Source organism: Brevundimonas sp. SH203 (assembly GCF_002157625.1).
Taxonomy (GTDB): Bacteria; Pseudomonadota; Alphaproteobacteria; order Caulobacterales; family Caulobacteraceae; genus Brevundimonas.
Map to the genome: position 1 here is coordinate 46,760 of NZ_BDMM01000005.1, position 21,442 is coordinate 68,201.

The 21,442-nt window shown below is 70.2% G+C and carries 26 protein-coding genes; 11 read left to right on the plus strand and 15 right to left on the minus strand.

Annotation, left to right across the window (positions count from 1 at the left end; genetic code table 11):
• Positions 1 to 77: 77 nt before the first annotated feature.
• Together SH203_RS11360 and SH203_RS11365 are read left to right on the plus strand one after the other, a co-directional pair.
• Positions 78 to 596 (plus strand): hypothetical protein, encoded by a 519-nt coding sequence (locus SH203_RS11360; protein WP_087121058.1) that lies wholly within the window; start codon positions 78 to 80, stop codon positions 594 to 596.
• Between the two features lie 114 nt (positions 597 to 710).
• Positions 711 to 905, plus strand: a complete 195-nt coding sequence (locus tag SH203_RS11365) for a hypothetical protein (RefSeq protein WP_087121059.1) — start codon at positions 711 to 713, stop codon at positions 903 to 905.
• Between the two features lie 2 nt (positions 906 to 907).
• On the opposite strand, the gene SH203_RS11370 is transcribed toward SH203_RS11365, so the two are convergent.
• From SH203_RS11370 to SH203_RS11390, 5 genes are all read right to left on the minus strand, one after another.
• On the minus strand, positions 908 to 1,441 hold the full coding sequence (locus SH203_RS11370; protein ID WP_087121060.1) for a GNAT family N-acetyltransferase: 534 nt from the start codon (positions 1,439 to 1,441) through the stop codon (positions 908 to 910).
• A gap of 164 nt (positions 1,442 to 1,605) precedes the next feature.
• Positions 1,606 to 1,893, minus strand: a complete 288-nt coding sequence (gene rpmA, locus SH203_RS11375) for a 50S ribosomal protein L27 (protein WP_087121061.1) — start codon at positions 1,891 to 1,893, stop codon at positions 1,606 to 1,608.
• Positions 1,894 to 1,994: 101 nt separating this feature from the next.
• On the minus strand, positions 1,995 to 2,549 hold the full coding sequence (gene rplU / locus SH203_RS11380; RefSeq protein ID WP_087121062.1) for a 50S ribosomal protein L21: 555 nt from the start codon (positions 2,547 to 2,549) through the stop codon (positions 1,995 to 1,997).
• Positions 2,550 to 2,704: 155 nt separating this feature from the next.
• Positions 2,705 to 3,238: a phosphoribosyltransferase gene (locus SH203_RS11385; RefSeq protein WP_087121063.1), complete on the minus strand. Its 534-nt coding sequence runs from the start codon at positions 3,236 to 3,238 to the stop codon at positions 2,705 to 2,707.
• Positions 3,231 to 4,190: a DUF3426 domain-containing protein gene (locus tag SH203_RS11390; RefSeq protein ID WP_087121064.1), complete on the minus strand. Its 960-nt coding sequence runs from the start codon at positions 4,188 to 4,190 to the stop codon at positions 3,231 to 3,233. Before SH203_RS11390 ends, SH203_RS11385 begins: the two co-directional genes overlap by 8 nt.
• 98 nt (positions 4,191 to 4,288) lie before the next feature.
• Between SH203_RS11390 and SH203_RS11395 the strand changes: the two genes are divergently transcribed.
• Genes SH203_RS11395 through SH203_RS11415 form a run of 5 tightly spaced genes read left to right on the plus strand, consistent with a single transcriptional unit; the run spans position 4,289 to position 8,079 of the window.
• A complete protein-coding gene (locus SH203_RS11395; protein ID WP_255376568.1) occupies positions 4,289 to 4,981 on the plus strand; it encodes a cell division ATP-binding protein FtsE in 693 nt (230 codons plus the stop codon).
• The gene (locus SH203_RS11400) at positions 4,978 to 5,886 is read left to right on the plus strand and encodes an ABC transporter permease (protein ID WP_087121066.1); all 909 of its coding nucleotides are present in this window, start codon (positions 4,978 to 4,980) and stop codon (positions 5,884 to 5,886) included. The genes SH203_RS11395 and SH203_RS11400 overlap by 4 nt, the downstream gene beginning before the upstream one ends.
• Complete coding sequence (locus SH203_RS11405; RefSeq protein WP_087121067.1) at positions 5,883 to 6,524, plus strand: YdcF family protein; 642 nt, start codon at positions 5,883 to 5,885, stop codon at positions 6,522 to 6,524. The genes SH203_RS11400 and SH203_RS11405 overlap by 4 nt, the downstream gene beginning before the upstream one ends.
• Positions 6,525 to 7,262, plus strand: coding sequence for a 1-acyl-sn-glycerol-3-phosphate acyltransferase (locus SH203_RS11410; protein WP_087121068.1), 738 nt, complete (start codon positions 6,525 to 6,527; stop codon positions 7,260 to 7,262).
• A gap of 37 nt (positions 7,263 to 7,299) precedes the next feature.
• The gene (locus SH203_RS11415) at positions 7,300 to 8,079 is read left to right on the plus strand and encodes a MipA/OmpV family protein (protein WP_234989481.1); all 780 of its coding nucleotides are present in this window, start codon (positions 7,300 to 7,302) and stop codon (positions 8,077 to 8,079) included.
• 44 nt (positions 8,080 to 8,123) lie between these two features.
• Here SH203_RS11415 and hisC read toward each other — a convergent pair whose 3' ends face one another.
• The 5 genes from hisC to SH203_RS11440 are packed head-to-tail and all read right to left on the minus strand — an operon-like array spanning position 8,124 to position 14,362.
• A complete protein-coding gene (gene hisC / locus SH203_RS11420; protein ID WP_087121070.1) occupies positions 8,124 to 9,227 on the minus strand; it encodes a histidinol-phosphate transaminase in 1,104 nt (367 codons plus the stop codon).
• Between the two features lie 14 nt (positions 9,228 to 9,241).
• Positions 9,242 to 9,928: a hypothetical protein gene (locus SH203_RS11425; RefSeq protein ID WP_087121071.1), complete on the minus strand. Its 687-nt coding sequence runs from the start codon at positions 9,926 to 9,928 to the stop codon at positions 9,242 to 9,244.
• Positions 9,928 to 10,983: a DUF2125 domain-containing protein gene (locus SH203_RS11430; RefSeq protein WP_087121072.1), complete on the minus strand. Its 1,056-nt coding sequence runs from the start codon at positions 10,981 to 10,983 to the stop codon at positions 9,928 to 9,930. The genes SH203_RS11425 and SH203_RS11430 overlap by 1 nt, the downstream gene beginning before the upstream one ends.
• Positions 10,984 to 11,031: 48 nt before the next feature.
• Positions 11,032 to 11,505 (minus strand): Cys-tRNA(Pro) deacylase, encoded by a 474-nt coding sequence (gene ybaK / locus SH203_RS11435; RefSeq protein WP_087121073.1) that lies wholly within the window; start codon positions 11,503 to 11,505, stop codon positions 11,032 to 11,034.
• 1 nt (position 11,506) lies between these two features.
• Positions 11,507 to 14,362 carry an ATP-dependent DNA helicase gene (locus SH203_RS11440; protein WP_087121074.1) on the minus strand — a complete coding sequence of 952 codons (2,856 nt, stop codon included), beginning with the start codon at positions 14,360 to 14,362 and terminating at the stop codon, positions 11,507 to 11,509.
• Between the two features lie 72 nt (positions 14,363 to 14,434).
• On the opposite strand from SH203_RS11440, the gene SH203_RS11445 reads away from it, so the two are divergent.
• From SH203_RS11445 to pdeM, 4 genes are read left to right on the plus strand one after another with little or no spacing between them, the layout of a single operon-like run.
• Positions 14,435 to 14,722 (plus strand): type II toxin-antitoxin system Phd/YefM family antitoxin, encoded by a 288-nt coding sequence (locus SH203_RS11445; protein WP_087121075.1) that lies wholly within the window; start codon positions 14,435 to 14,437, stop codon positions 14,720 to 14,722.
• On the plus strand, positions 14,722 to 15,138 hold the full coding sequence (locus SH203_RS11450; protein ID WP_087121076.1) for a type II toxin-antitoxin system VapC family toxin: 417 nt from the start codon (positions 14,722 to 14,724) through the stop codon (positions 15,136 to 15,138). The genes SH203_RS11445 and SH203_RS11450 overlap by 1 nt, the downstream gene beginning before the upstream one ends.
• Positions 15,135 to 17,639: a ligase-associated DNA damage response DEXH box helicase gene (locus SH203_RS11455; RefSeq protein ID WP_087121077.1), complete on the plus strand. Its 2,505-nt coding sequence runs from the start codon at positions 15,135 to 15,137 to the stop codon at positions 17,637 to 17,639. The genes SH203_RS11450 and SH203_RS11455 overlap by 4 nt, the downstream gene beginning before the upstream one ends.
• Positions 17,636 to 18,388 carry a ligase-associated DNA damage response endonuclease PdeM gene (gene pdeM, locus SH203_RS11460; RefSeq protein WP_087121078.1) on the plus strand — a complete coding sequence of 251 codons (753 nt, stop codon included), beginning with the start codon at positions 17,636 to 17,638 and terminating at the stop codon, positions 18,386 to 18,388. Before SH203_RS11455 ends, pdeM begins: the two co-directional genes overlap by 4 nt.
• Positions 18,389 to 18,432: 44 nt before the next feature.
• On the opposite strand, the gene SH203_RS15535 is transcribed toward pdeM, so the two are convergent.
• The 5 genes from SH203_RS15535 to SH203_RS11480 all read right to left on the minus strand — a co-directional run bounded on the left by SH203_RS15535 (position 18,433) and on the right by SH203_RS11480 (position 21,370).
• A complete protein-coding gene (locus SH203_RS15535; RefSeq protein ID WP_159457562.1) occupies positions 18,433 to 18,633 on the minus strand; it encodes a hypothetical protein in 201 nt (66 codons plus the stop codon).
• 11 nt (positions 18,634 to 18,644) lie between these two features.
• Positions 18,645 to 18,830, minus strand: coding sequence for a hypothetical protein (locus tag SH203_RS15540; protein ID WP_159457563.1), 186 nt, complete (start codon positions 18,828 to 18,830; stop codon positions 18,645 to 18,647).
• A 161-nt stretch (positions 18,831 to 18,991) separates the two neighbouring features.
• The gene (locus tag SH203_RS11470) at positions 18,992 to 20,299 is read right to left on the minus strand and encodes a sorbosone dehydrogenase family protein (protein WP_087121079.1); all 1,308 of its coding nucleotides are present in this window, start codon (positions 20,297 to 20,299) and stop codon (positions 18,992 to 18,994) included.
• On the minus strand, positions 20,296 to 20,721 hold the full coding sequence (locus SH203_RS11475; protein ID WP_087121080.1) for a DUF2231 domain-containing protein: 426 nt from the start codon (positions 20,719 to 20,721) through the stop codon (positions 20,296 to 20,298). The genes SH203_RS11470 and SH203_RS11475 overlap by 4 nt, the downstream gene beginning before the upstream one ends.
• An 88-nt stretch (positions 20,722 to 20,809) precedes the next feature.
• Positions 20,810 to 21,370, minus strand: a complete 561-nt coding sequence (locus tag SH203_RS11480; protein WP_087121081.1) for an HNH endonuclease — start codon at positions 21,368 to 21,370, stop codon at positions 20,810 to 20,812.
• Between the last annotated feature and the right edge of the window lie 72 nt (positions 21,371 to 21,442).

Genomic DNA, 21,442 nt, shown 5'->3' on the forward strand with positions numbered 1-21,442 from the left:
GGAAGTCCGCCCTGCGGTCGTGCGATAGTGGCGCGGGTCGTTCCCCCGCGGCCCGCCTGCTTTCGGAGGAAAAGCCCATGTCCCGCCGCCTCACCCTCGCCGCGACCGCCGTCGCGGGCCTGACCCTGACCGCCCTCGCCGCCTGCGCCCCCACCGTCGGCGGCGGCCTGCCCGTCCGCGCCGCGCCCGGCGCCTTCGTCGAATCGGACTTCGCCTGGTCCCAGGCGCCCGGCCGCAACGCCATCCAGGGCCAGATCGCCTTCGCCCAGGACGGCAAGGCCTTCGCCTGCGTCGGCAACGTCGGCCTGACGCCCGACACCCCCTATACCCGCGCCCGCTTCCGCACCCTGTACGGCTCGACCGAGCGCGCCGCCATCCCGGCCGCCGTGGTCCGCGCCCGCACCGTGGCCGACGCCAACGCCAACTATTCGACCTATGTGCGCTCCGAACAGTGCCGCGCCGGCCGGTTCCAGTTCGACGGCCTGCCGGACGGCGGCTGGTTCGTGATCGCCCCGGTCAAGGCCGACGGCGACCCCATCGTCCTGATGCGCCGCGTCCAGACGCGCGGCGGACGGGTCGTATCCCTGACCCTGTGACCGCGTCGTCGCCTGTCACGAAGATGCGACCCCGGTAACGCGGGTCGCCATCTTCTGGCCGCGAGCGCCCCGGACTGATCCAGACTTCTGTGTGTCAGTCCGGGGGAGCGTTTCTTGTCCCAACACAACATCATCGGGTCCGAGGCCTTCACGCGCGGCCCCTCGGTCATCATCCGCAAATACAAGTCCGGCGGCCTGCGCCGCCGCCGCGCCAAGACTGTGGCCACCTTCATCGCCGGGGCCGCCGCCATGCTGACCGCCGGCCTCGTCGCGGCGGCGGCCATCTACGGCCCCGCCCTGGCCAGCTGACCTCAGGCCAGCCAGACCATCATCCGCGTGTCCGCCTCGGCCGCCCGCGCCCGGCTCCAGGCGCGGCGCGTCTCGCCGGTGTAGAGGAAGCCGGCCTTCTCCAGCACGCGGCCCGAGGCGGGGTTGTCGGCGAAATGGCCGGCGACCAGCGCCCGGCGCTTCCACTTGCGGCTGGCCCAGACCAGTGCGGCGTCCAAAGCCTCGGTGGCGAAGCCCCGGCCCCAGTATTCCCGCCCGATCCAGTAGCCCGTCTCGGGAACCCGGTCCTCGCCCTCGAACAGGCCGATCACCCCGATGGGGCCGACGTCCTCGTGGTCGATGACGAAGGTGTTGGCCCGCGCCGGGTCCTGGGACGCGACCTGCAGCACGAAGTCGTCGGCGTCGCGAACCCGGAACGGGTGCGGCATCCGCTGGGTCATCCGCGCGATGTCCAGATCGTTGGCCAGGGCGGCGATGCGCGGCGCATCCTGGGGCGCGGGCGCGCGCAGCACCAGACGCCGCGTCTCGACGACGGGGGAGGTTTCAATGACGCACATGGCGGTCGCCTCATTCTCTCGACCATCTCCTTGAAGGGCTCGGACGGTCTTCGAGGCGGGGAACGCAAACGGGGAGCCTGGTGATCCAGACTCCCCGCGGAATATTCCCTGGTCCGGATCGGCTGCTGTCGTGAGCAACGCGATCCGGTGAGATCCAGCTCGCGTTACTCGGCGGCCATCGCCACGTTGGCGTCGTCGTTGGCCGCGAGGATCGACACGTAACAACGGCCGCCACGTTTGGTCGTGAACTTCACCGCGCCCTGGGTCAGGGCGAACAGGGTGTGGTCGCGGCCCATGCCGATGTTCTCACCCGGATGGAAGGTGGTGCCGCGCTGACGCACGATGATGTTGCCGGCCAGCACGCGCTCGCCGCCGAACTTCTTCACGCCGAGGCGCTTCGACTCGGAGTCGCGACCGTTACGCGACGAACCACCGGATTTCTTGTGAGCCATCTTGCCGCTCCGTACTTTCTTGAGTGTCCTACCGGCCGTTCGGCCTGCTTGAGGACGTCACTCTGAACTGGTCTGGCGCCGGGAAGGCGCCGGTGAATGTCTTAGGCTTCGTCGCCGGCGGCGTCGGCCTTGGGCGCGGCCTTCTTCTTGGCCGGGGCCTTCTTGGCGGGAGCCGAGCTCTCGACCACGACGCCCTTGACCTCGGCGCCGTCCACGTCGGTCACGACCGTCTCGGTCGAACCCAGCGACGACGTCGCGCCGCGCGTGGCCAGGTTGCGGGCGCGCAGGTTGATCTCGGCCTTGGTGGTCAGATCGACCGTGCCGTCCCACTTGGCGCTTTCGCCGGCGCCTTCGATGCCGGTGATGCGCAGGACCGATTCCATCTGACGATGGCCGTTGGTGCGGCGATAGCCCTGACGACGGGTCTTCTTGAAGATCTTGATCTTCTCGCCCTTGCGGGTCTCGACCAGGGTCGCGCCGACGAAGGCGCCGTCGATCAGCGGGGCGCCCAGGGTCACGCCCTTGTCGCCGCCCAGCATCAGGACGCTGTCGAACTTCAACTCGGCGCCGGCGTCGCCGTCGAGCTTTTCGACGACGATGGTGTCGCCCGGTTGGACCCGGTACTGCTTGCCGCCGGTCTTGATCACCGCGTACATGTTGAAGCCTCAGCGCAAACGCAAAAAAAGATACGCCCCCCGGAGATACCCCCGGCGGCGAAGAGCGGCGACATATACGGAAGGGTGTCCGAGAGTCAACGCCGAACCCGGCGGAAATTCAGCCCCGGCCGGATTATCCCCTCGCCGCCCCCTCCTCAGTCCAGGGCGCAGATGTCGGGCAGGCCACGCAGGGCGCCGGCGTGATCCAGGCCATAGCCGACCAGGAAGCGGTTGGGCGCCTCCCAGCCGACGAAGTCGGGTTCGGGCGCGCGGGGCCTGGGCCAGGGCTTCCTGGCGAAGACGCAGGTGAGAACCTCGGACGCCCCGGCCTCTCTGGCGATGCGGACGGCCTCGGCCAGCGACAGGCCGGTGTCGAACACGTCGTCCAGTATAAGGACGCGGCGCCCCGCGATGGGGCGCTGGAACGGGGCATAGACGTCGATCCGGCCCCGGCTGGTCTGTTCGTCGCCGTAGGAGGCCAGCCACAAGGCGTCGAAGCGGACGTTGCGGCCGACGCGGGCCAGGGCGCGGGTTAGGTCGGCGGCGAACCACAGGCCGCCGGTCAACAGGACGGCCGCGACCGTCTCGTCGTCGATCACGGGCGCGATTCGCTCGGCCAGTTCGGCGACGATGCGGGCGACATCGGCCTCGGGCAGCAGGACGGTCGGCGTCGGGGAGGGTTCAGCCATGATGCGAGGGCGATACCGCCTGGCCATGGGACTTGTCCACCGTCGGCGTGTCCGGGGCCGCGCCGGCCGGGCGGGCCTCGACCGGGGCGGCGTGGGGCGCATCGGCGCCGGGCGCGGTCGCCGACCGCAGGCCGTGCGAGACGGAGGGAGACGCGGCCGGCTGACCCGCCGGGGACTGGGGCGCCGTATGGACCGGGGTCTGAGTCGAGGCCGTGGCGTGATCGCCCGACGGCTTGGCGGGCGCGGGCGGGGTGGGCGCGAAGTCCACGCCGATGCCTGCGCCGTGTCCGCCGGGATCGGGGATCAGGGCGGCGAACCCCTGGACCTTGCCGGGCAGGACGGGCGGGCCGTCGATCTTGACGACCTTGGAGCCGACCTCGGCGCCCTGGGCGTCCAGGAGGGCGACGCGGATCGGGGGCGCCACGATCTCGGCGTCGCGCACATTGCGGACCGCGCCGGACACCAGGACCATGCCGGGCCGGTTCGGGGCGGACTTGGCGCTGAGGGCCTCGAAGTCCAGCCCCACGATGTTCACCGGCGCGCCGATCATCGCATAGGCCGACGCCGCGCGGGGAAAGGCCTGGACGATCTGAACCCGGAACACGAAGGCCGCCGCGATCAGGCCGATGAAGACCGCCGCCAGCCCGGCCCAGACCACGCCGTGGGCCGCCGCGCGCCGCAGCTTCTTCTGGCGTTCGGCGCGGGCGCGGAACGCGCGGGGCAGTTCCGGCGCCGGGGTCTCGGCCAGGCTGGCGGCCTCGGGTTCCGGGTCGGGAGACGGCGTGGACGCGGCGGCCGCCGGCTCGGGCGCCAGGGTCAGTTCCAGCGGTTCGTCAGGGGTCGCGCGCCACACCTCGCCGCACGACTTGCAGCGCACCTTGCGCCCTTCCGGCCCCACGGCGTCGTCGCGAATGAAATAGCTGGTGGCGCAGGCCGGGCAGGTCAGTATCATGTGGCTGACTGCGAGGCTGTCGCCCCCTCCCGTAAGGCGCGACGTCGCGCCCCTGTTCCTGAACCCGTCATCCCATGCCGTCCGCCGAACCCGCCCTCATGACCGAGACCATGACCGAAACCGTGCGCCTGTCGGGCGTCGGCTTCGGCTATGCGGGCGCGCCCGACGTGCTGCGGGACGTTAACCTCATTTTGCCGCGCGGCTCTTTCCACTTTCTTACCGGGCCTTCGGGGGCGGGCAAGTCCTCTCTGCTGCGGCTGCTCACCCTGGCGGATCGTCCGCTGAGCGGAAGCCTTCGCCTGTTCGGGGCCGATGTCACCCGGATCGACCGACGCGACATCCCGGCCTTCCGGCGGCGCATGGGGGTGGTGTTCCAGGACTTTCGCCTGCTGGACCATCTGTCGGCCTTCGACAACGCCGCCCTGCCGCTGCGTCTGGCGGGGGGCGCCGAGGCCGACTACGCCGCCGATGTGGAGGAGATGCTGAAATGGGTGGGGCTGGGTCGGCGCATGGACGCCCGCCCCCCGGCCCTGTCCGGCGGCGAGAAGCAGCGGCTGGCCATCGCGCGCGCCGTGATCGCCCGGCCCGGCCTGATCCTGGCCGACGAACCGACCGGCAGCGTCGATGCGGTGATGGCCGACAAGCTGCTGCGCCTGTTCCAGTCGCTGAACAAACTGGGCGCCACCGTCCTGATCGCCAGCCACGACCAGGGGCTGGCCGAACGCTCCGGCGCGCGGGTGCTGAGGCTTGAGGGCGGACGGTTGCACGAGACGGGGCGGGCCGCCGCATGATCCGCCTGTCCGACTTCAGCCTGTCCAGCCGCCGCCCCGGCCTGTTGCCGCCCGCCGCCGCCGGCGAGCCGTGGCTGATGACGGTGATCGCCGTCCTGTGCTTCCTGGCCTGTCTGGCCGCCGTCGCCGCCTCGGCCGCCGACCGCGCCGCCCACGGCTGGGCGCGACAGCTGGGCGCCGAGGCCACCGTTCAGGTGCGCCCCCGCGTGGGCGAGACCGGCGACACCGCCGCCGCCCGCGCGGCCGAGACCCTGTCGGGCGTCGCCGGGGTCGAGGAGGCGGCCGCTTTGGACCGCAAGGCGGCCGAGGATCTGCTGCGCCCGTGGCTGGGGGATGCGGTCCTGCCCGACCTGCCCCTGCCCCATCTGGTCACTGTGCGGCTGGACCCGCAGGCGCCCGCCAGCGCCGTGACCCTGAGCCGGGCGCTCGCCGAAGCGGGGCTGGACGCCACGGTCGACGACCACAGCCTGTGGCGCGGCGAGGTCGAGCGGTCGGCCAATCTGATCACCGCATTAGCCGGGGCCGCCTTCCTGGCGACGGCTCTCGCCGCCGCCGCCGCCATCGCCTACGCCACCCGCGCAGGGTTGGCCGCCGGGCGCGGGGTGATCGAGACCCTGACCCTGAACGGGGCGACGGACGGGCGGATCGCGGGCCTGTTCCAGCGCCGTTTCGGTCTCTTGGCCGCCGGAGCCGGCGCCATCGGGGCGGGTCTGGCCGGCGTTCTGGTCGCCCTGCTGCGGCTGGCGGGCGGATCGGGCGGGCTGACGGCGGCCCTGCCGGTGGCGTGGGGCGACCTCGTGCTGCTCTCGCCATGCCCGCTGCTGGCGGCTACGGTTGCGGTTCTGGCCGCGAGATTCGCCGCCATGCGGGTTTTGGCTTCGGGCGCGAGCGGGGGGGACGCATGAGATTGCTGAGCGTCGTCGTCATCGCCGGTCTGATCTGGCTGGTCGGCCTGTTCGCCTTCGCCCACCGGGTGCGCGAGCTGACACCCGCCGACGATCCCGCCCGCGCCGACGCCATCGTGGCCCTGACCGGCCCGTCGGCCGAGCGCGTCAACGCCGCCATCCGCCTGCTGGAGCAGGGCAAGGGCGAGCGGGTGCTGATCTCGGGCGTCAACCGCGAGGTGCGCCGCCGCGAGCTGCGCGAACTGACCCCCGGCTCCAGCCGCCTGTTCAACTGCTGCGTCGACCTGGGCTTCGAGGCCGAGGACACCGTCGGCAACGCCCAGGAGATCGCCGCCTGGGCGCGGTCCAAGGGCTATCGCAGCCTGATCGTGGTGACGTCCGACTATCATATGCCACGCTCGCTGGTGGAGATCCGGGGCCAGCTTCCGGGGGTCAAGCTGACGCCCTACGCCGTCTCGACCCCGTCGCTGGACAATGCGCGCTGGTGGCGGGCGGCGGTGACGGCGCGGCGCATGACGCTGGAATATATGAAATACCTGGCCGTCCTGGGGCGCGAGGGCGTGCGTCGCCTGACCCGCGAACGGCCCGCCGCCGCCGCGACGCCCATTTCCGCCGCCGATGAGAAGGCCCCCGCCTAAGTGAATACGCTGCGCTCCCTCCTGTTCACCGCCTGGCTCTATCTGTCGATGCCGATCATCGCCGTCGGCCTGTCGCCCGCCCTGCTGCTGCCGCACCGCTTCGCCATGGGCGTCATCAAGATGTGGGCCAGGATCGTGCTGTTCGGCCTGCGCTGGATCGCGGGGGTGAAGGTCGAGTTCCGGGGGCTGGAGAACCGCCCGTCCGGCGCCGCCCTGGTCGCGTCCAAGCATCAGGGGATGCTGGACATCGTGGCCCTGCTGGCGGTGCTGCCCGACGCCTGTTTCGTGATGAAGAAGGAGCTGATGCCCCTGCCCTTCTTCGGCTGGTTCGCCTGGAAGGCCCGGATGATCGCGGTGGACCGCGCCGGTCACGCCAAGGCGCTGAAGGACATGACGCGCCAGGCTCGGGATCGTCTGGACGAAGGCCGCCAGATCGTCATCTTCCCCGAGGGCACCCGCAACGATCCCGGCGTGCCCGGCGACTACAAGCCCGGCGTCGCCGCCATCTATCGCGATCTGGAAGGCCCCTGCTGGCCCGTGGCCACCAACTCGGGCGTCCACTGGCCGGCCCACGGCTTCCGCCGCCACCCCGGCGTGGTGGTGTTCGACTTCCTGGAACCGATCCCCGCCGGACTGAAGCGCGGGGCCATGATGGCGTTGCTGGAAAGTCGCATCGAGACGGCTTCGTTGGCCCTGCTGGAGCCAAAGGCGGCGCTTGCGCATTCCGATCCCGCCTGACGCCTCCCCCGCTCGGGCGCAGTCAATGGAAACGCCCGTGCTTCGTCCCCTTCTTCTGTCCGTCGCCTTCGCCGCCGTGGCCGGTTCGGCCCTGGCCCAGTCCCAGCCCTATGAGCAGGTCGAGGCGCCCAGGACCTGGCGCGTCGATGTCGGCGGCGGGATCACCCACGGCTTCAGCGCCACGGGCAATGCGGGCGACGACGTCAACTACACCGCCTGGGGATCGGCCAGCTACAAGGACGTGATCTACGCCAACGGTTTGGACGGCCTGGGCTGGAACGCGGTGAAGACCGACGATCTGCGCGCGGGCGTGCAGATCCGCCCCCGCTTCGCCGCCGGCGACATCGAGGGCTCCAGCCTGGATCGACCGGGCCTGGGCGCCGATGCGGCTCTTTACGCCTACAAGCGGTTCGGCGGCATCGTGGTCGGCGGCCGCATCGCCCACGACGTCTCGGGCGACCATGCCGGAACCCAGTATTTCGCCTCAGTCGGGCATCAGCGTGTCACGCCCGTCGGCCTGCTGCGCGTCACCGGCTATGTCGTCGGCGGCAGCGACAAACGCCTGCAGCGCTATTACGGCGTCACCGCCGAACAGGCGCCGGGCAGCGGCTTCCAGCCCTATCAGCCGTCGGGCGGCCTGTCGGGCGCGGGCGCCGTCGCCTTCCTGGCCATTCCAGTCGGCGAACGGTTCGGCGTCGGCGGCTTCGTCAACTACGAACAGCGGCTGGGCGACACCAAGGACAGCCCCCTGGTCAGCGACGACCACGTCTGGCGCGCCGGCCTGATCGGCGTGGTGCGGTTCTCCAGCGCGGACTGAGCGTCAACTGTCTCCTCCCCACGATGTGGGGAGGAGACGATGTGTCAGGTCGCCGCGAACTCGCTAAGGGCGTCGATCACCGCGCGGTTCTGGTCTTCCGTGCCGATGGTGATGCGAAGCGCCTGCGGCAGGCCATAGCCGCCGACGGGGCGGACGATGATGCCCTTGAGGTTCAGATAGTCGTTGGCGGCGGTCGCCTCCTCCGCCCCCTTGAACATCACCAGCACGAAATTGCCCGCGCTGGGCAGGACCTCGAAGCCGAAGCCGCGCAGGGCCTGGGTCAGGCGCGGCTTCCACGTCGTGATCAGCTCGCGCGACGCCTCCTGGTGCGCCGTGTCGGACAGGGCGGCCGTCGCCGCCTCAAGCCCCGGAACCGAGACGTTGAACGGCAGGCGGATACGGTCGATGGCCTCGGCCACCGCAGCCGGCGCATAGCCGAAGCCGATCCGCAAACCGCCCAGGCCGTGAATCTTGGAGAAGGTGCGGGTGACGACGACGTTCGACGCCTCCCTGGCCAGCGGGAAGGCGGTCTCCCAGTCCGGCTCGGTCACATATTCCGCATAGGCCTCGTCCACGACCAGGATGACGTGGGGCGGCAGGGCGGCGTGCAGGCGGCGGATTTCCTCGGCGGTGTTGTAGCTGCCGGTCGGGTTCGACGGGTTGGAGACATAGACGATTTTGGTCCGGTCATCGACCTGGGCCAGCAGGGCGTCGACCTCGGCCTTGAAGTTGGGCTCGGGCGCCAGCTTGACCTCGGCCTCGCAGGCCTTGGCGCTGATCCGGTAGGCCAGGAAGCCGTACTGGCCGCTGACGATATTGTCGCCCGCCGTCAGATAGGTCTGGTTCAGCAGGGCGAAGACCTCGTCCGAGCCGTTGCCGAAGATCAGCCGCTCGGGCTCCAACCCATGCAGTTCGGCGACGGCGGCGCGCAGCTTGCTGGCGCGGCCGTCGGGATAGACGTGGATGCTCTTTACGGCGGCCTCATAGGCGGCGCGCGCCTTTTCCCCGGCGCCCAGCATGTTCTCGTTGGACGACAGCTTCATCGGCTCGGCGACGCCCGCGATGGACGACTTGCCGCCGACATAGGGCGCGATGTCGAGGATGCCGGGCTTCGCCACGGGGCCTTGGGGTGCGGTCGCGTCGGTCATGGAAGGCCTTGATCTCAGAAGATGGGGGCGGCGCCGATGACGCCATTCAATCGACCGGGCGCGCTCTTCAGCCGCCCGTCGTCGGCCTGCACATAACCCGTCAGCACGAACAGCTTCAACCCGCCCGCCGCCGCCAGAGGATCGGCGATCAACCCCGCCTCGTTCAGGGCGTCGGCGATCTTGGCCTCGGACCAGCCGCTGTCCGTGACCCAGAAGCTGCGGTCGTCGCCGCTGGGGCCGGACGGCTCTCTGGACACGACGAAGGCCTGGGGCCGGCCGCGCCGGTCGTCGGGCAGGGCGGCGACGATCCCAAGGTCCGGCCGCGCCAGCAGCCGGCCCCACCACGGACGGTCGGACGTCAGGTCGATCACGGCGCGCGATCCCGCATCCGCCGCCTTCAGCGCATCCTCGGCCGACAGGGGGCGGACGCCCAGACCGAAGCGATCCGTGGCCAGGGCCTGGGCCAGGCCCCCGCTGGCGACCAGGGCCGGGCCGGTCGCAGCCTCCAGCCGCCCCCAGACCGTGCGGATCACGGCGGCCTCGACCGGCGACAGCCCCTCCAGCAGCGCGCGCAGGGCGATGGCGGCGGCGTCCAGCCGGTCGCGCGGCCCGGCCGCGATGCGCGCGGCGACGGCGCGGACCACCGCCCGGTCCAGCGCCAGCAGATCCTGATCCATCGCGGGTTCGTCCAGCAGGGTCATCAGAACAGTTTCGGCGCCGGGGCAAGGGGGAAGGGCCCCAGCCAGGTTCGACCGTCGCGGAACACCAGCGTCAGGGGCAGTTGCTCCTGCCCCGCCGCCTCGGCGGCGCCGGCGGCGGCCGCCGCGCCCGCCGCGCCGATGCGGTTGACCGTCCCCTGCCGCGTCGCCATCAGGCCGGACAGGGCCGGCAGCGGTTTCTGCGCCTGAAGCGACACCTGCCCCGTCAGCCGCCCGTTGGCGTCCGCCTTCAACAGGTCGCTGGTCAGGGTGGCGCGGCTGTCGCCCGCCTGCAGGTCGCCCTTCACATCGCGAAACGCGCCGCCGGCCTTGGTCCAGGCGGAAAACACCCCGGCGGCGTCCCCGCCGGTCTTCAACAGACTGGCCCGGCCGATCACGGCCTCCAGCTGGGTGGTCAGATAGCCGTCCTGGGCGAAGCCCTCGACCGGCCCGTCCGCGCGGCCCTGACCGCCCACCAGACGGAACATCACATCCACGTCGTCGGCCGGCGCGGTCGAGCCTTCCAGATGCGGGCGGGCGTAAAGCTCGATCCGTTGGGCGCGGGCGATGGGGAAGGGTTCGGCCCCCGTCTGGGTCGTGAAGACGGGATTGACCATCTCCAGCGCCAGATTGGGCCAGCGCTGGTCGATGCCGCTGGCGCTCATGCGGATCGCGTCGCCCTTGACCGCCACCTCGCCCTTGCCGGCGCGGGTCAGGACCAGCCCCTGGGGCGCCACGACCACCCATTTGGTCGGCTGATAGGCGTTGGCCTCGGCCGTCAGTTCGGACGCGGCCAGGGCATGGCCCGACGGCATTCCGATCACCAGCCTGTCCAGCACGACATGGGTGCGGAACGGCCAGCCGGTGATGGTCTTGTCGTCATAGCGCACCGTCCAGCCGCCCTGGCGCAGGGTCTGGACCTGGCCCTCCAGCCGGGCGTCGATCTGGCGCGTCAGATAGAACCACCAGCCGGTCCAGCCCGTCAGGACGATCAGCACCAGAATGAAGGGCGCATAAAGCCCCTTGCGGCTGTGTCGGACAGACGGCGTTTCGGTCATGCAGGCTCCGGTGTTCGCCCTCCTATACCGCAGGCGGGCGATAGGTTTCTAGGCGCTCAGATCGGCCAGAACGGCGTCGGCGGCGCGTCGTGCGTCCTCGGGCGCGATCTCCAGCAACAGGCCCCGCTGACCGGCGTTGATCAGGATGCGGTCGAACAGGATCGCGGTCTCGTCCACGGCGGTCCTGACGGCCTTTCGCTGGCCGAACGGACTGACGCCGCCGACCTTGAATCCGGTCAGACGTTCGGCGTCGGCGGGCTTCATCATCTGGGCCGACTTGCCGCCGAACACGGCCGCCAGCTTCTTCATGCTGACCTCGCAGTCGGACGGGACCACGACGCAGGCGGGCGCGCCGTCCACCAGGGTCATCAGGGTCTTGAACACCTGTTCCGGCGCCCAGCCCAGCGCCTCGGCCGCCTGCAACCCCGTGCGCGGCGCATCGGGATCGTAGTCGTAGGGATGCAGGGCGAAGGCGATCCCGGCCCGGGTCAGGGCGACGGTCGCGGGCGTGGTCTTCGACATCTCAGGTCGTCTCGGGATCGAGGAAGCTTCGGGTCAGCTCCACCGCATCGGCCAGCCCCATGCGCTGGACCTCGGTTCCCGGCGGCAGGCTGGCGAACAGACGGGTGGGGGTGGCGGCGTCCAGCATCAGAAACACCCCCTTGTCGTCGCCGCGCCGGATCAGCCGCCCGAACGCCTGGGCGATGCGGGCGCGGGCCAGGGCGTCGTCGTAACCCTTGCCCCCCAGCCGCTCGCGCCGCGCCTTGTGCAGCAGGTCCGGGCGCGGCCACGGCACGCGGTCGAAGGCCAGGACGCGCAGGGATCGACCCGGCACGTCCACCCCGTCGCGCACGGCGTCGGTGCCCAGAAGGCAGGAGTTCTCCTCCACGCGGAACATATCCACCAGCGCCCCGACCTCCAGCGGATCGACGTGCTGGGCGTACAGCGGCACGCCCGACCGGGCCAGGTCCGGTCCCAGCCGCTCATAGACCGCCTTCAGACGACGGATGGCGGTGAACAGGCCCAGGCCCCCGCCGCCCGCCGCCAGGAACAGTTCGCGCATCGCCGCCGCCGTCTGGCGCGGATCGTCCTTGACCAGGTCGTTGACGACGATGACCCGGCTGTTGGCGGCATAGTCGAACGGGCTTTCGACCTTCAGGGTGCGCGGCGGCTCGATCAGGCGGGCCGATCCGGTTCGCATCCGCGCCAGGTCGAACGGATCGTCCTGCAAGGGATCGGACAGGGTGGCGGACGTGACCAGCACCCCGTGCGAGGGCGCGATCACGGCGGCCTCCAGCGGCACGGTCGGGTCGATCCAGTGGCGGCGCAGCGCAACATCATGAATCCGGCCGAACGCCGTCTCGGCCGACAGCCAGTCGACGAAATCGGGATCGGGCTGATCCCCGCCGTCCTCCAGCGCCGCCAGCATCGACCGCCACCCCGGCAGGGTCATGCGCGCGCGCCGGTCCAGCCCGCGCAAGGCCCCCTCGATCCGCGACCGCTGCGACCCGTCCAGTTCGGCCGCCTCGTCGTCCAGAATGTCCTCCAGATGTCGCGACAGGGCCAGCAGCGGCGCCTCGATGGCCGCCAGGGCCCGGGCCGCCGCTCGCGCCGTCTCGGCGACCGGATCGGTGACGGGTTTCAGCGCGCACTCCATGCCGAACTCCGGCCCGCCATAGGGGTTCGTCTCGGCCGTCCGCGCCCGCAGTTGGTCCAGCGCCGCAGCCAGAAACGCCTCGATCGGCCCGATGGGATTGACCTCGCCCGAAGCCGGGGCGACCCGGCCCGACACCCCCTCGCCCGGCAGGGCGGCCGAGGCGCGGATGGCGTCCTGAAGCGATTTCAACGCCGCCTCGTTGTCGTTGACCATGTCGCCCAGACGCTGCTCCAGCCCGCGCCCGCGACGGCCCCGCCCCTCCGGCCCGCGTATCCAGCGGCGCAGCTCGGCCGCCTCCTGGCCCGACAGACAGGCGGAAAAGGCGCTGTCGGCGGCGTCGAACAGGTGGTGGCCCTCGTCGAAGACGATCCGCTTCAGCGCCGCCGTCTCGCCGTCCTGCTGCTGACCCCGCGCCGACCGCGCCCCGTCAAACGCCGCCTGGGTCAGAACCAGCGCATGGTTGGCGATGACCAGATCGGCGCGGCGGCTGGCGCGAATGGTCTTCTCCACGAAACAGCTGCGGTAATGCGGACAGGCGGCGTGGACGCATTCGCCCCGCCGATCCACCAGATTGGCCGCCCCCGCCGCATGGGCCGCGGGCGTGGCGAACAGGCCAGGCAGCCAGCCGGGAAAGTCCCCGCCCGTCATGTCGCCGTCGCGCGTCTGCAGCGCCCAGCGCCCGACCAGGGCCAGGCCGATCAGGTCGCCGTTCCCCAGCTGCGCCGCCTGCACCATGTCCTGCAGGTTCAGGACGCACAGATAGTTTTCGCGCCCCTTTCGGATCACCGCCTTCTTCTTGCGCTCGGCCGGATCGGGCCACAGCGAATGGCTTTCGCGGTCGATCTGGCGCTGCAGGGCGCGGGTGTAGGTCGAGATCCACGCCGCCCCCTGGTTCCGCTCGGCCCACAGGGAGGCGGGCGCCAGATAGCCCAGGGTCTTGCCCGTGCCGGTCCCCGCCTCGGCCAGCAGGACGCGGGGCCGCCCCTCCTCGTTCCTCGGCGAAAAGGCGAAGGCGGCCTCGGCGGCGTAGTCGGACTGGCTGGGCCGCGTCTCGTCCAGACCCGAAGCCTGAAGCAGTTTCTCAAGCCGGATGCGCGCGCTCTCGCTGTCGACCGGCGCCGACCCCGCTTCACCGCGCGGCGCCTCGTCCTCCCATTCGGTCAGGCGCGACCAGACGTCCAGCCCCGCGCTGCGATGCTGGCGCGCCCGCACCCCGCCCGCCTCCAGCGCCCGGACCACGCGATCCCCCCAAGCCCAGCCGGCCCGCTGCATCGTCAGCGCCAGCCCATAGGCCGCCTCCCGCTCGGGATAGGCGGGCTGCGCCAGTTCGCGCAGCAGCAGCCCGGCCGCCTCGCGCAGCGCCGTCGCTTGTTCCTCCGCCGACTTCGGCTCGGCCAGCCCCAGGACCAGCGCCAGCCCCGTCGGCGACGGCGCGCAGAACCGCGCGGGCCGCACGAAGGCGTACAGCTCCAGCACATCCATCAGATCGGACGACCGCCCAGGCGGCGTCAGCCCCAGCCGCCGCGCCGTCAGCGACGCATGGGCGACCAGAACCGGCCCGGTCGAGAACACCCCCTCGGCCGCGCCCCGCCCGATCTTCCTGGCCCCCGCCCCATCACACACCGCCCCCGCCCCCGGCGGCGTCGCCAGCGCCGGCGGCAGATCGGCCCAAGGCTCGGCGCCGGCCGGGCGAGTTTCAGCGATGACGGATTCGTCGGACACGACCGATAGATAGCGGCCTTGGGGCTGAAACGGAACGGGAACATTTCATTGACTAAACCGCTTGCGAAGAGTATGGCCATCAACAATAGCCAGATCGGAGATGTCGCGATGAACTGGAGCGTGGCCAAGGCCAAGGACAACTTCTCCGAGGTCATCCGCAAATCTCGCACCGAAGGACCGCAGGAAATCTCGTTGCACGGCGAGGCGGCCGCCGTGGTAATCTCAGCCGAGGATTTCAGACGCCTGAAAGACCCCCGTGCGTCGCGAGACTTCAAGGACTGGCTGCTGAACGGCCCATCCCTTGAGGGTGTCGATCTGGAACGCGACCGACGACCTGCGAGGGAAATCGACCCCTTCTGATGTTCCTGCTCGACACCAACGTCATCAGCGAACCCAAGCGAGTGCGTCCCGACGCCGGCGTGATCGCGTGGCTGGCCGATCAGTTGCTTTCGGACCTGCACCTCAGCGTCATCACCGTGGGCGAGCTTCGACGCGGCATCGTGCGGCTGGAGCCGGGACGGCGTCGCAACGATCTGGATTACTGGCTCTCCGACCTTTTGCTGAGGTATGGAGAACGCATCCTGCCGGTCGATCTGGAGGTCACCGAACGTTGGGCGGCGTTGGCGGAATCCGCGCGAAAGCTGGGCCGGATTTCAGAGATGACGGACGAACTCATCGCCGCGACCGCCCACGTCCACGGCCTGACCTTGGTCACCCGCAACATCCGTCACTTCGAACACAGCGGTTGTCGGTTGTTGTCGCCGTGGAGTGAATGACGAACCTCCCCCCTCTTTTCGCCGACTGGTTCGCGGGGCGCGGCTGGTCGCCTCGGCGGCATCAGCTGGAGATGGTCGCGGCGGGCGAGGCGGGGCGGCACGCCCTGCTGGTCGCGCCGACCGGCGGGGGCAAGACGCTGGCGGGGTTTCTGCCCAGTCTGATCGACTTGGCCGAACGGGGACCGAGGCCGCAGACCGGGCCGGGATCGGGGGTGCATACCCTTTATCTGTCGCCGCTGAAGGCCCTGACCACCGACGTCGAACGCAATCTGATGACGCCGATCCGCGAGATCGGGCTGAACATCCATGTCGAGACGCGCACCGGCGACACCAAACAGTCCAAGCGCCAAAGGCAGCGGGACTTTCCGCCCGACATCCTGCTGACGACGCCCGAGCAGTTGGCCCTGTTCTGCGCCTGGGAAGGAGCGAGGGCCTATTTCGCCGATCTGAAATGCGTCGTGCTGGACGAGGTCCATGCGATCTGGAGCGGCAAGCGCGGCGATCTGCTGTCGCTGGGTCTGGGGCGGTTGCAGCAGTTTGCGCCAGGGATGCGGCGCGTGGGACTGAGCGCCACCATCGAAGACCCGGACCTGATCCGACGGTGGCTGGCGCCGGGTGGAGGGGCTCTTGACGCCGTCGCTCTGGTCAAGGGCGACCCCGGGGCGCCCGCCGTCATCGACGTGCTGATCTCGGAGGGCAAGGTGCCGTGGGCGGGCCATACGGGCCAACACGCCATTCCCGAGGTCTATGCCGCCATCCAGCGCGCGACCCTGGCCCTGATCTTCGTCAACACCCGCTGGCAGTCCGAGTTCGTGTTTCAGCAGCTGTGGGCGATCAACGACGATAACCTGCCCATCGGTCTGCACCACGGTTCATTGGCGGCGGAGCAGCGGCGCAAGATCGAGGCGGCGATGGCGCGCGGCGACCTGCGGGCCGTCGTCTGCACCTCGACGCTGGATCTCGGCATCGACTGGGGCGACGTGGACCTGGTGATCCAGATGGCGGCGCCGAAGGGATCGAGCCGACTGGTCCAGCGCATCGGCCGCGCCAATCACCGTCTGGACGAGCCGTCGCGCGCGCTTCTGGTGCCCGCCAGTCGGTTCGAGATGCTGGAGTGTCAGGCGGCGCGAGAGGCCGTCGCCGCCAACGCCTTCGACTGGGAGCCGATCCACATCGGCACGCTGGACACCCTGGCCCAGCACGTCATGGGCGTGGCCTGTTCCGAGGCCTTCGACATGCAGGCCCTATATGACGAAGTCGTCGGCTGCGGCCCCTATCGCGACCTGACCTGGGAACAGTTCGAGGAGGTGGTCGATTTCGTCGCCACCGGCGGCTACGCCCTGCGGACCTATGACCGTTTCGCGCGCATCGTGCGGACGCCGGACGGCCGCTGGAAGGTCAGAAACCAACACATCGCCCAGCGGCACAGGATGAACGTCGGCGCCATCGTCTCGGCCGGAACCCTGAACGTGCGGGTCGCCAGCCGCCGGGGCGGGGCCTCGCGCCAGCTGATCGGCGGCCGCAAGGTGGGCGAGGCCGAGGAATGGTATTTCGAGCAACTGACGCCCGGCGACACCTTCCAGTTCGCCGGTCAGATTTGGGCGTTTCAGGGCATCACCGGGACCGACGCCCTGGTCACGCACGCCAACGACAGCGATCCGAAGATTCCGTCCTGGGGCGGGTCGAAGTTTCCGCTGTCCACCTCGCTGGCCGACCGGGTTCGCACGATGATCCACGACCGCGACCACTGGCGCGTCCTGCCGCCCGACGTGCAGGAATGGATGGAACTGCAAGAGACCCGCTCGGTCATTCCCGACGCCGAATCCATGCTGGTCGAGACCTTCCCGCGCGGCAGCCGCCATTTCCTGGTCGCCTATCCGTTCGAAGGCAATCTGGCGCACACGACGCTGTGCATGCTGCTGACCCGGCGGCTGGACCGGCTGGGCGTCGGGCCGCTGGGGTTCGTCGTCACCGACTACGCCCTGGCCATCTGGTCGATCCGGCCGATGGACGACGTCGACCTGGACGCCCTGTTCCAGTCCGACATGCTGGGCGACGATCTGGAGGCCTGGCTGGAGGAAAGCTTCATGATGAAGCGGTCTTTCCGCAATTGCGCCCTGATCTCGGGCTTGATCGAACGCCGCCAGCCCGGCGCCGAGAAGACCGGCCGGCAGGTGACCTTCTCCACCGACCTGATCTACGACGTGCTGCGCCGCCACCAACCCGACCATCTGCTGCTGAAGACCGCCCGCGCCGATGCGGCCTCGGGCCTGCTGGACGTCGGGCGGCTGGGCCAGATGCTGGCGCGGATCGAGGGGCGCATCCGCCATCACCCCCTGACGCGGCCGTCGCCCTTCTGCGTGCCGGTGCTGGTCCAGATCGGGCGGGAACGGGTGGGCGGAGACGCCGCCGAGATGATCCTGGACGAAAGCGCCGAAATGCTGATCGCCGAGGTGCTGGACGACGACGAACCGGGCGCCGTTACGGGCGGAGCGGCATGAACGCGGCCCTGCGCCAGACCCTGGCCCCCGCGCGCCGGACCTGCGGCGCGCTCAGCGTGCGGGTGGCGGGCGAGGTCTGCGTGCTGCGCTGTTCGGGGGCGATGTGGGTTCCGGCCCACCGCGCCCTGATCGTCGCCGACCTGCATCTGGAAAAGGGGTCGGCCTTCGCCGTGCGCGGCCAGATGCTGCCCCCCTATGACAGCCGCGCGACCCTGGACCGGCTGGAGGCCGAGATCGAGGAACTGGCGCCGGATCGGGTCGTCCTGCTGGGCGACAGCTTCCACGACACCCGGGCCGTGCCGCGCATGGCGGTCGAGGATCGGGCGCGGCTGGACCGGCTGGCGGCCGGGCGCGACTGGCTGTGGCTGGAGGGCAATCACGACCGCGAGGCGCTGAAACGCGACGCCGAAAGCGCCGTCCGCCTGCCCGGCCGGATCATCGGCGACATGACCCTGGGCGCGCTCAGGCTGACGCACGAGCCGGAACCGCTGTCGACCCACGACGACCGACACGGCGAGGTGGCGGGCCACCTGCATCCCGCCGCGCGCGTCGCCGCCTATGGTCGCGGCGTGCGACGGCCCTGTTTCGTCACCGACGGGCGGCGCATCGTCCTGCCGGCGTTCGGGGCCTTCACCGGCGGGTTGAACGTGCGCGATCCGGCCATCGCCGATCTGTTCGCGACCCCGCCCCTGGCCGCCGCCCTGGGACGCGACCGGGTCCACGCCCTGACCTGGTCCGTGCTGCGCTGAACGCCTGGGCTTTCGGTCGTTCGTAAAGCGTTCAGCACGTCGCTTCACCGCGTCTTTGCAGGGGGCGAGGCAGGATGGCGGCGGATCGACATCAGGGACGCCTCGCCACAATGCTCACGCCGCGCCGCATCGTCATGGCCGCCCGCCTGATCTTCGTGATCGCCAGCCTGGGCATGGCGGTGCTGATGCTGGGGCCGTTCCAGGGGCTGGAGCAGATCTTCGGCCTGAACGACAAGGCCGCCCACGTCGTCGCCTTCTACGGCGTGGCCAGCGGCCTGTTCCTGATCGCCCCGCGCCAGCGTCGCGACGACCTGGCCTTGTTCGTCATCGCCGCCGCCTTCGCCGCCGAACTGGCGCAGGGGCTGACGGGCCGCAGCGTCTCGATCATCGATTTCCTGGCCGGATCGGCCGGCGTCGCCGCCGCCTGGGCGCCGGGCCGCATCGAACAGTTGCGCGACGCCTTCCGCCGGTCGCCGGACCTGACGCTCGGCGAAATCGCCCGCGCCGACCGCCGCAGCCGTCGGGCGAGGCCCTCGCAGCCGTCGGGCGAGGCCCTCGCAGCCCGAGCCGTCGCCCGCCCTGACCGTCCGCGACTGACCGGCCTCAGCCGCGCGGGGCGATCCGCCAGACGGTGTTGGACAGGTCGTCGGCGACCAGCAGGATGCGTTTGTTCGGATCGAAGGACACGCCCACCGGACGGCCCCGCGCCTTGCCGTCCTTCAGGAAGCCCGTCGCGAAATCGACCGGCTGGCCGCTGGGCCGACCATTGTCGAACGGCACGAACACGACCTTGTAGCCGGACGGGTCCTGGCGGTTCCAACTGCCGTGCATGCCGATGAAGGCGCCGTTGGCGAACGGGCCGCCGAAGCCGCCGTTGCGCGCGAAGTCCAGCCCCAGCGCCGCCACATGCGATCCCAACGCATAATCCGGCCTCACCGCGCGCGCGACCAGATCGGGCCTTTGCGGCCTGACGCGCGGGTCCAGGTTCTGGCCCCAGTAGCTGTAGGGCCAGCCGTAGAAGGCGCCGTCGCGCACCTGGGTCAGATAGTCGGGGACCAGCTGCGGACCCAGTTCGTCACGCTCGTTCACCACCGACCACAACAGGCTGGTGCCCGGTTCGATGGCCAGGGCGGTCGGGTTGCGGATGCCGGTGGCGAGGGTGCGGCGCGCGCCCGTCGCGCGGTCGATCTCCCACACCACGGCGCGTTCCTCCTCGACCTCCAGACCCCGCTCGCCGATGTTGGAGTTGGAGCCGACGCCGACATAGAGTTTGGTCCCGTCGGCGCTGGCCGTCAGGGACTTGGTCCAGTGGTGGTTCACCCGCGACGGCAGTTCCGTGACCCGCTCGGGCGGCGTCGCGATGCCGGTCTGACCAGGCTGGAACGGGAAGCGGACCAGGGCGTCCTGCTCGGCGACATAGAGGTAGCCGTCCACCCAGGCCAGGCCGTAGGGGGCGTTCAGCTTCTCGACCAGAACGGTGCGCAGTTCCGGCACGCCGTCGTTGTTGGCGTCGCGCAACAGGGTGATGCGGTTCCCGCCGTCGATCCGGGTGTTTCCCTGTTTCTTGATGACGCCGGCGATCACGTCCTTGGGCCGCAGAGGCGGCGCCCCGCCGCCGCGCCCTTCGGCGACCAGAACGTCGCCATTGGGCAGGACCAGCATCTGGCGCGGAATCTTCAGGTCGGTGGCGAAGGCGCTGATGGTGAAGCCCGCGGGCACGGTCGGCGTCTCGCCGTTCCAGGCCGCCGGCGGGCTGATCTTCATCGCCGGAACCAGGGTCTGGTCGATCCGGGGCAGGTCGGGCGCGGCGCCCTTCTGGTTCAGCTTCGGATCGCTGGACGACCCGCACGAGGCCACGATCAGGGCCATGGCCAGGGTCGCGGCGCTGGCGGCCAAGAGGTTCTTGTTCATCGGACGACCTCCCGCTCGGCATAGGCGGTCCAGCCGGCGACTAGGACCAGCAGGGTGCAGAGAAGCGACAGGATCAGGCCGAAGGCGCCCACCGAACTCCAGGCGTCCTGGCTGTGTTTGAAGGCGTTCACCAGACCTAGAACCCAGGCCAGGGCCAGGCTGACGACATGCACGATCCGCCAGTTCGACCGCCCGCGACGCAGCGACAGCACCAGATCGACGATCAAGAACACCCCCGCCGCCCCGCCGAACACCAGGGCCAGCGCGATCGACCAGGCCGAGAAGTTCGACCACTGCATCTCCGCCGTCCGCAGATAGGCGATGTCGGTGAACAGGGCGAAGGGGAACAGGGCGACGGGAAACGCCAGCAACACCCTGTGCAGGGGGCGTATCACCGCCCCGGAAATCTCGCGGCCGTTCATGCCTGCCCTCTCCCTGTCTCAGAAAAGGCTAACCGTCCCACCCCGAATGGTTCATCGCCCGCAGCGTCGGCCTCGGGTCATTGGCCCCTCAAGGCTCCAGCTCGATGTCCCAATAGAGATAATCGAGCCAGCTCTGGTGCAGGTAGTGGGGCGGGAAGCGGCGGCCGGCGTCCTGGAGTTGCCAGGCGTTGGGGCGATAGGGCTCCCGGCGGATCGGCATCAGGGCTTGGCGCGGGGTGCGGCCGCCCTTGGCCAGGTTGCAGGGACTGCAGGCGGCGACGATGTTGTCCCAGGTCGTGCGGCCGCCCTGGGAACGGGGGACGACATGGTCGAAGGTCAGTTCGGTCGACTGTCCGCAATACTGACAGGCGAAGCCGTCGCGCAGGAAGACGTTGAAACGGGTGAAAGCGGGGCTGCGATCCTGATCGACATAGGATTTCAGCGCGATCACGCTGGGCAGCTGCATCTCCATCGACGGAGAGCGCACCACCTTGTCGTACAGGGACACGACATCGACGCGGTCCTGATAGACCGCCTTGACCGCCTCCTCCCACGGCCAGAGCGAGAGCGGATAGTAGGACAGGGGCCGGAAATCGGCGTTCAACACCAGCGCGGGGAAACCGGACGGCGGTCGATGGAGAACCTGCATCAGGCCCTCCCGCGCGGACGGGGGGAGTTCAAGGCGACAGGAGTGAGGACACGTCTCCTTCCCTAGTCTGAT

Coding starts and splice junctions, on each gene's coding strand:
- SH203_RS11360 (WP_087121058.1), top strand. CDS start 78: ATGTCCCGCCGCCTCACCCTCGCCGCGACCGCCGTCGCGGGCCTGACC.
- SH203_RS11370 (WP_087121060.1), bottom strand. CDS start 1,441: ATGTGCGTCATTGAAACCTCCCCCGTCGTCGAGACGCGGCGTCTGGTG.
- rpmA (WP_087121061.1), bottom strand. CDS start 1,893: ATGGCTCACAAGAAATCCGGTGGTTCGTCGCGTAACGGTCGCGACTCC.
- rplU (WP_087121062.1), bottom strand. CDS start 2,549: ATGTACGCGGTGATCAAGACCGGCGGCAAGCAGTACCGGGTCCAACCG.
- SH203_RS11385 (WP_087121063.1), bottom strand. CDS start 3,238: ATGGCTGAACCCTCCCCGACGCCGACCGTCCTGCTGCCCGAGGCCGAT.
- SH203_RS11390 (WP_087121064.1), bottom strand. CDS start 4,190: ATGATACTGACCTGCCCGGCCTGCGCCACCAGCTATTTCATTCGCGAC.
- SH203_RS11395 (WP_255376568.1), top strand. CDS start 4,289: ATGACCGAGACCATGACCGAAACCGTGCGCCTGTCGGGCGTCGGCTTC.
- SH203_RS11400 (WP_087121066.1), top strand. CDS start 4,978: ATGATCCGCCTGTCCGACTTCAGCCTGTCCAGCCGCCGCCCCGGCCTG.
- SH203_RS11405 (WP_087121067.1), top strand. CDS start 5,883: ATGAGATTGCTGAGCGTCGTCGTCATCGCCGGTCTGATCTGGCTGGTC.
- hisC (WP_087121070.1), bottom strand. CDS start 9,227: ATGACCGACGCGACCGCACCCCAAGGCCCCGTGGCGAAGCCCGGCATC.
- SH203_RS11425 (WP_087121071.1), bottom strand. CDS start 9,928: ATGACCCTGCTGGACGAACCCGCGATGGATCAGGATCTGCTGGCGCTG.
- SH203_RS11430 (WP_087121072.1), bottom strand. CDS start 10,983: ATGACCGAAACGCCGTCTGTCCGACACAGCCGCAAGGGGCTTTATGCG.
- ybaK (WP_087121073.1), bottom strand. CDS start 11,505: ATGTCGAAGACCACGCCCGCGACCGTCGCCCTGACCCGGGCCGGGATC.
- SH203_RS11445 (WP_087121075.1), top strand. CDS start 14,435: ATGGCCATCAACAATAGCCAGATCGGAGATGTCGCGATGAACTGGAGC.
- SH203_RS11450 (WP_087121076.1), top strand. CDS start 14,722: ATGTTCCTGCTCGACACCAACGTCATCAGCGAACCCAAGCGAGTGCGT.
- SH203_RS11455 (WP_087121077.1), top strand. CDS start 15,135: ATGACGAACCTCCCCCCTCTTTTCGCCGACTGGTTCGCGGGGCGCGGC.
- pdeM (WP_087121078.1), top strand. CDS start 17,636: ATGAACGCGGCCCTGCGCCAGACCCTGGCCCCCGCGCGCCGGACCTGC.
- SH203_RS15540 (WP_159457563.1), bottom strand. CDS start 18,830: ATGCGGCCCGGCGCCCAGGCGGCGGCGACGCCGGCCGATCCGGCCAGG.
- SH203_RS11470 (WP_087121079.1), bottom strand. CDS start 20,299: ATGAACAAGAACCTCTTGGCCGCCAGCGCCGCGACCCTGGCCATGGCC.
- SH203_RS11475 (WP_087121080.1), bottom strand. CDS start 20,721: ATGAACGGCCGCGAGATTTCCGGGGCGGTGATACGCCCCCTGCACAGG.
- SH203_RS11480 (WP_087121081.1), bottom strand. CDS start 21,370: ATGCAGGTTCTCCATCGACCGCCGTCCGGTTTCCCCGCGCTGGTGTTG.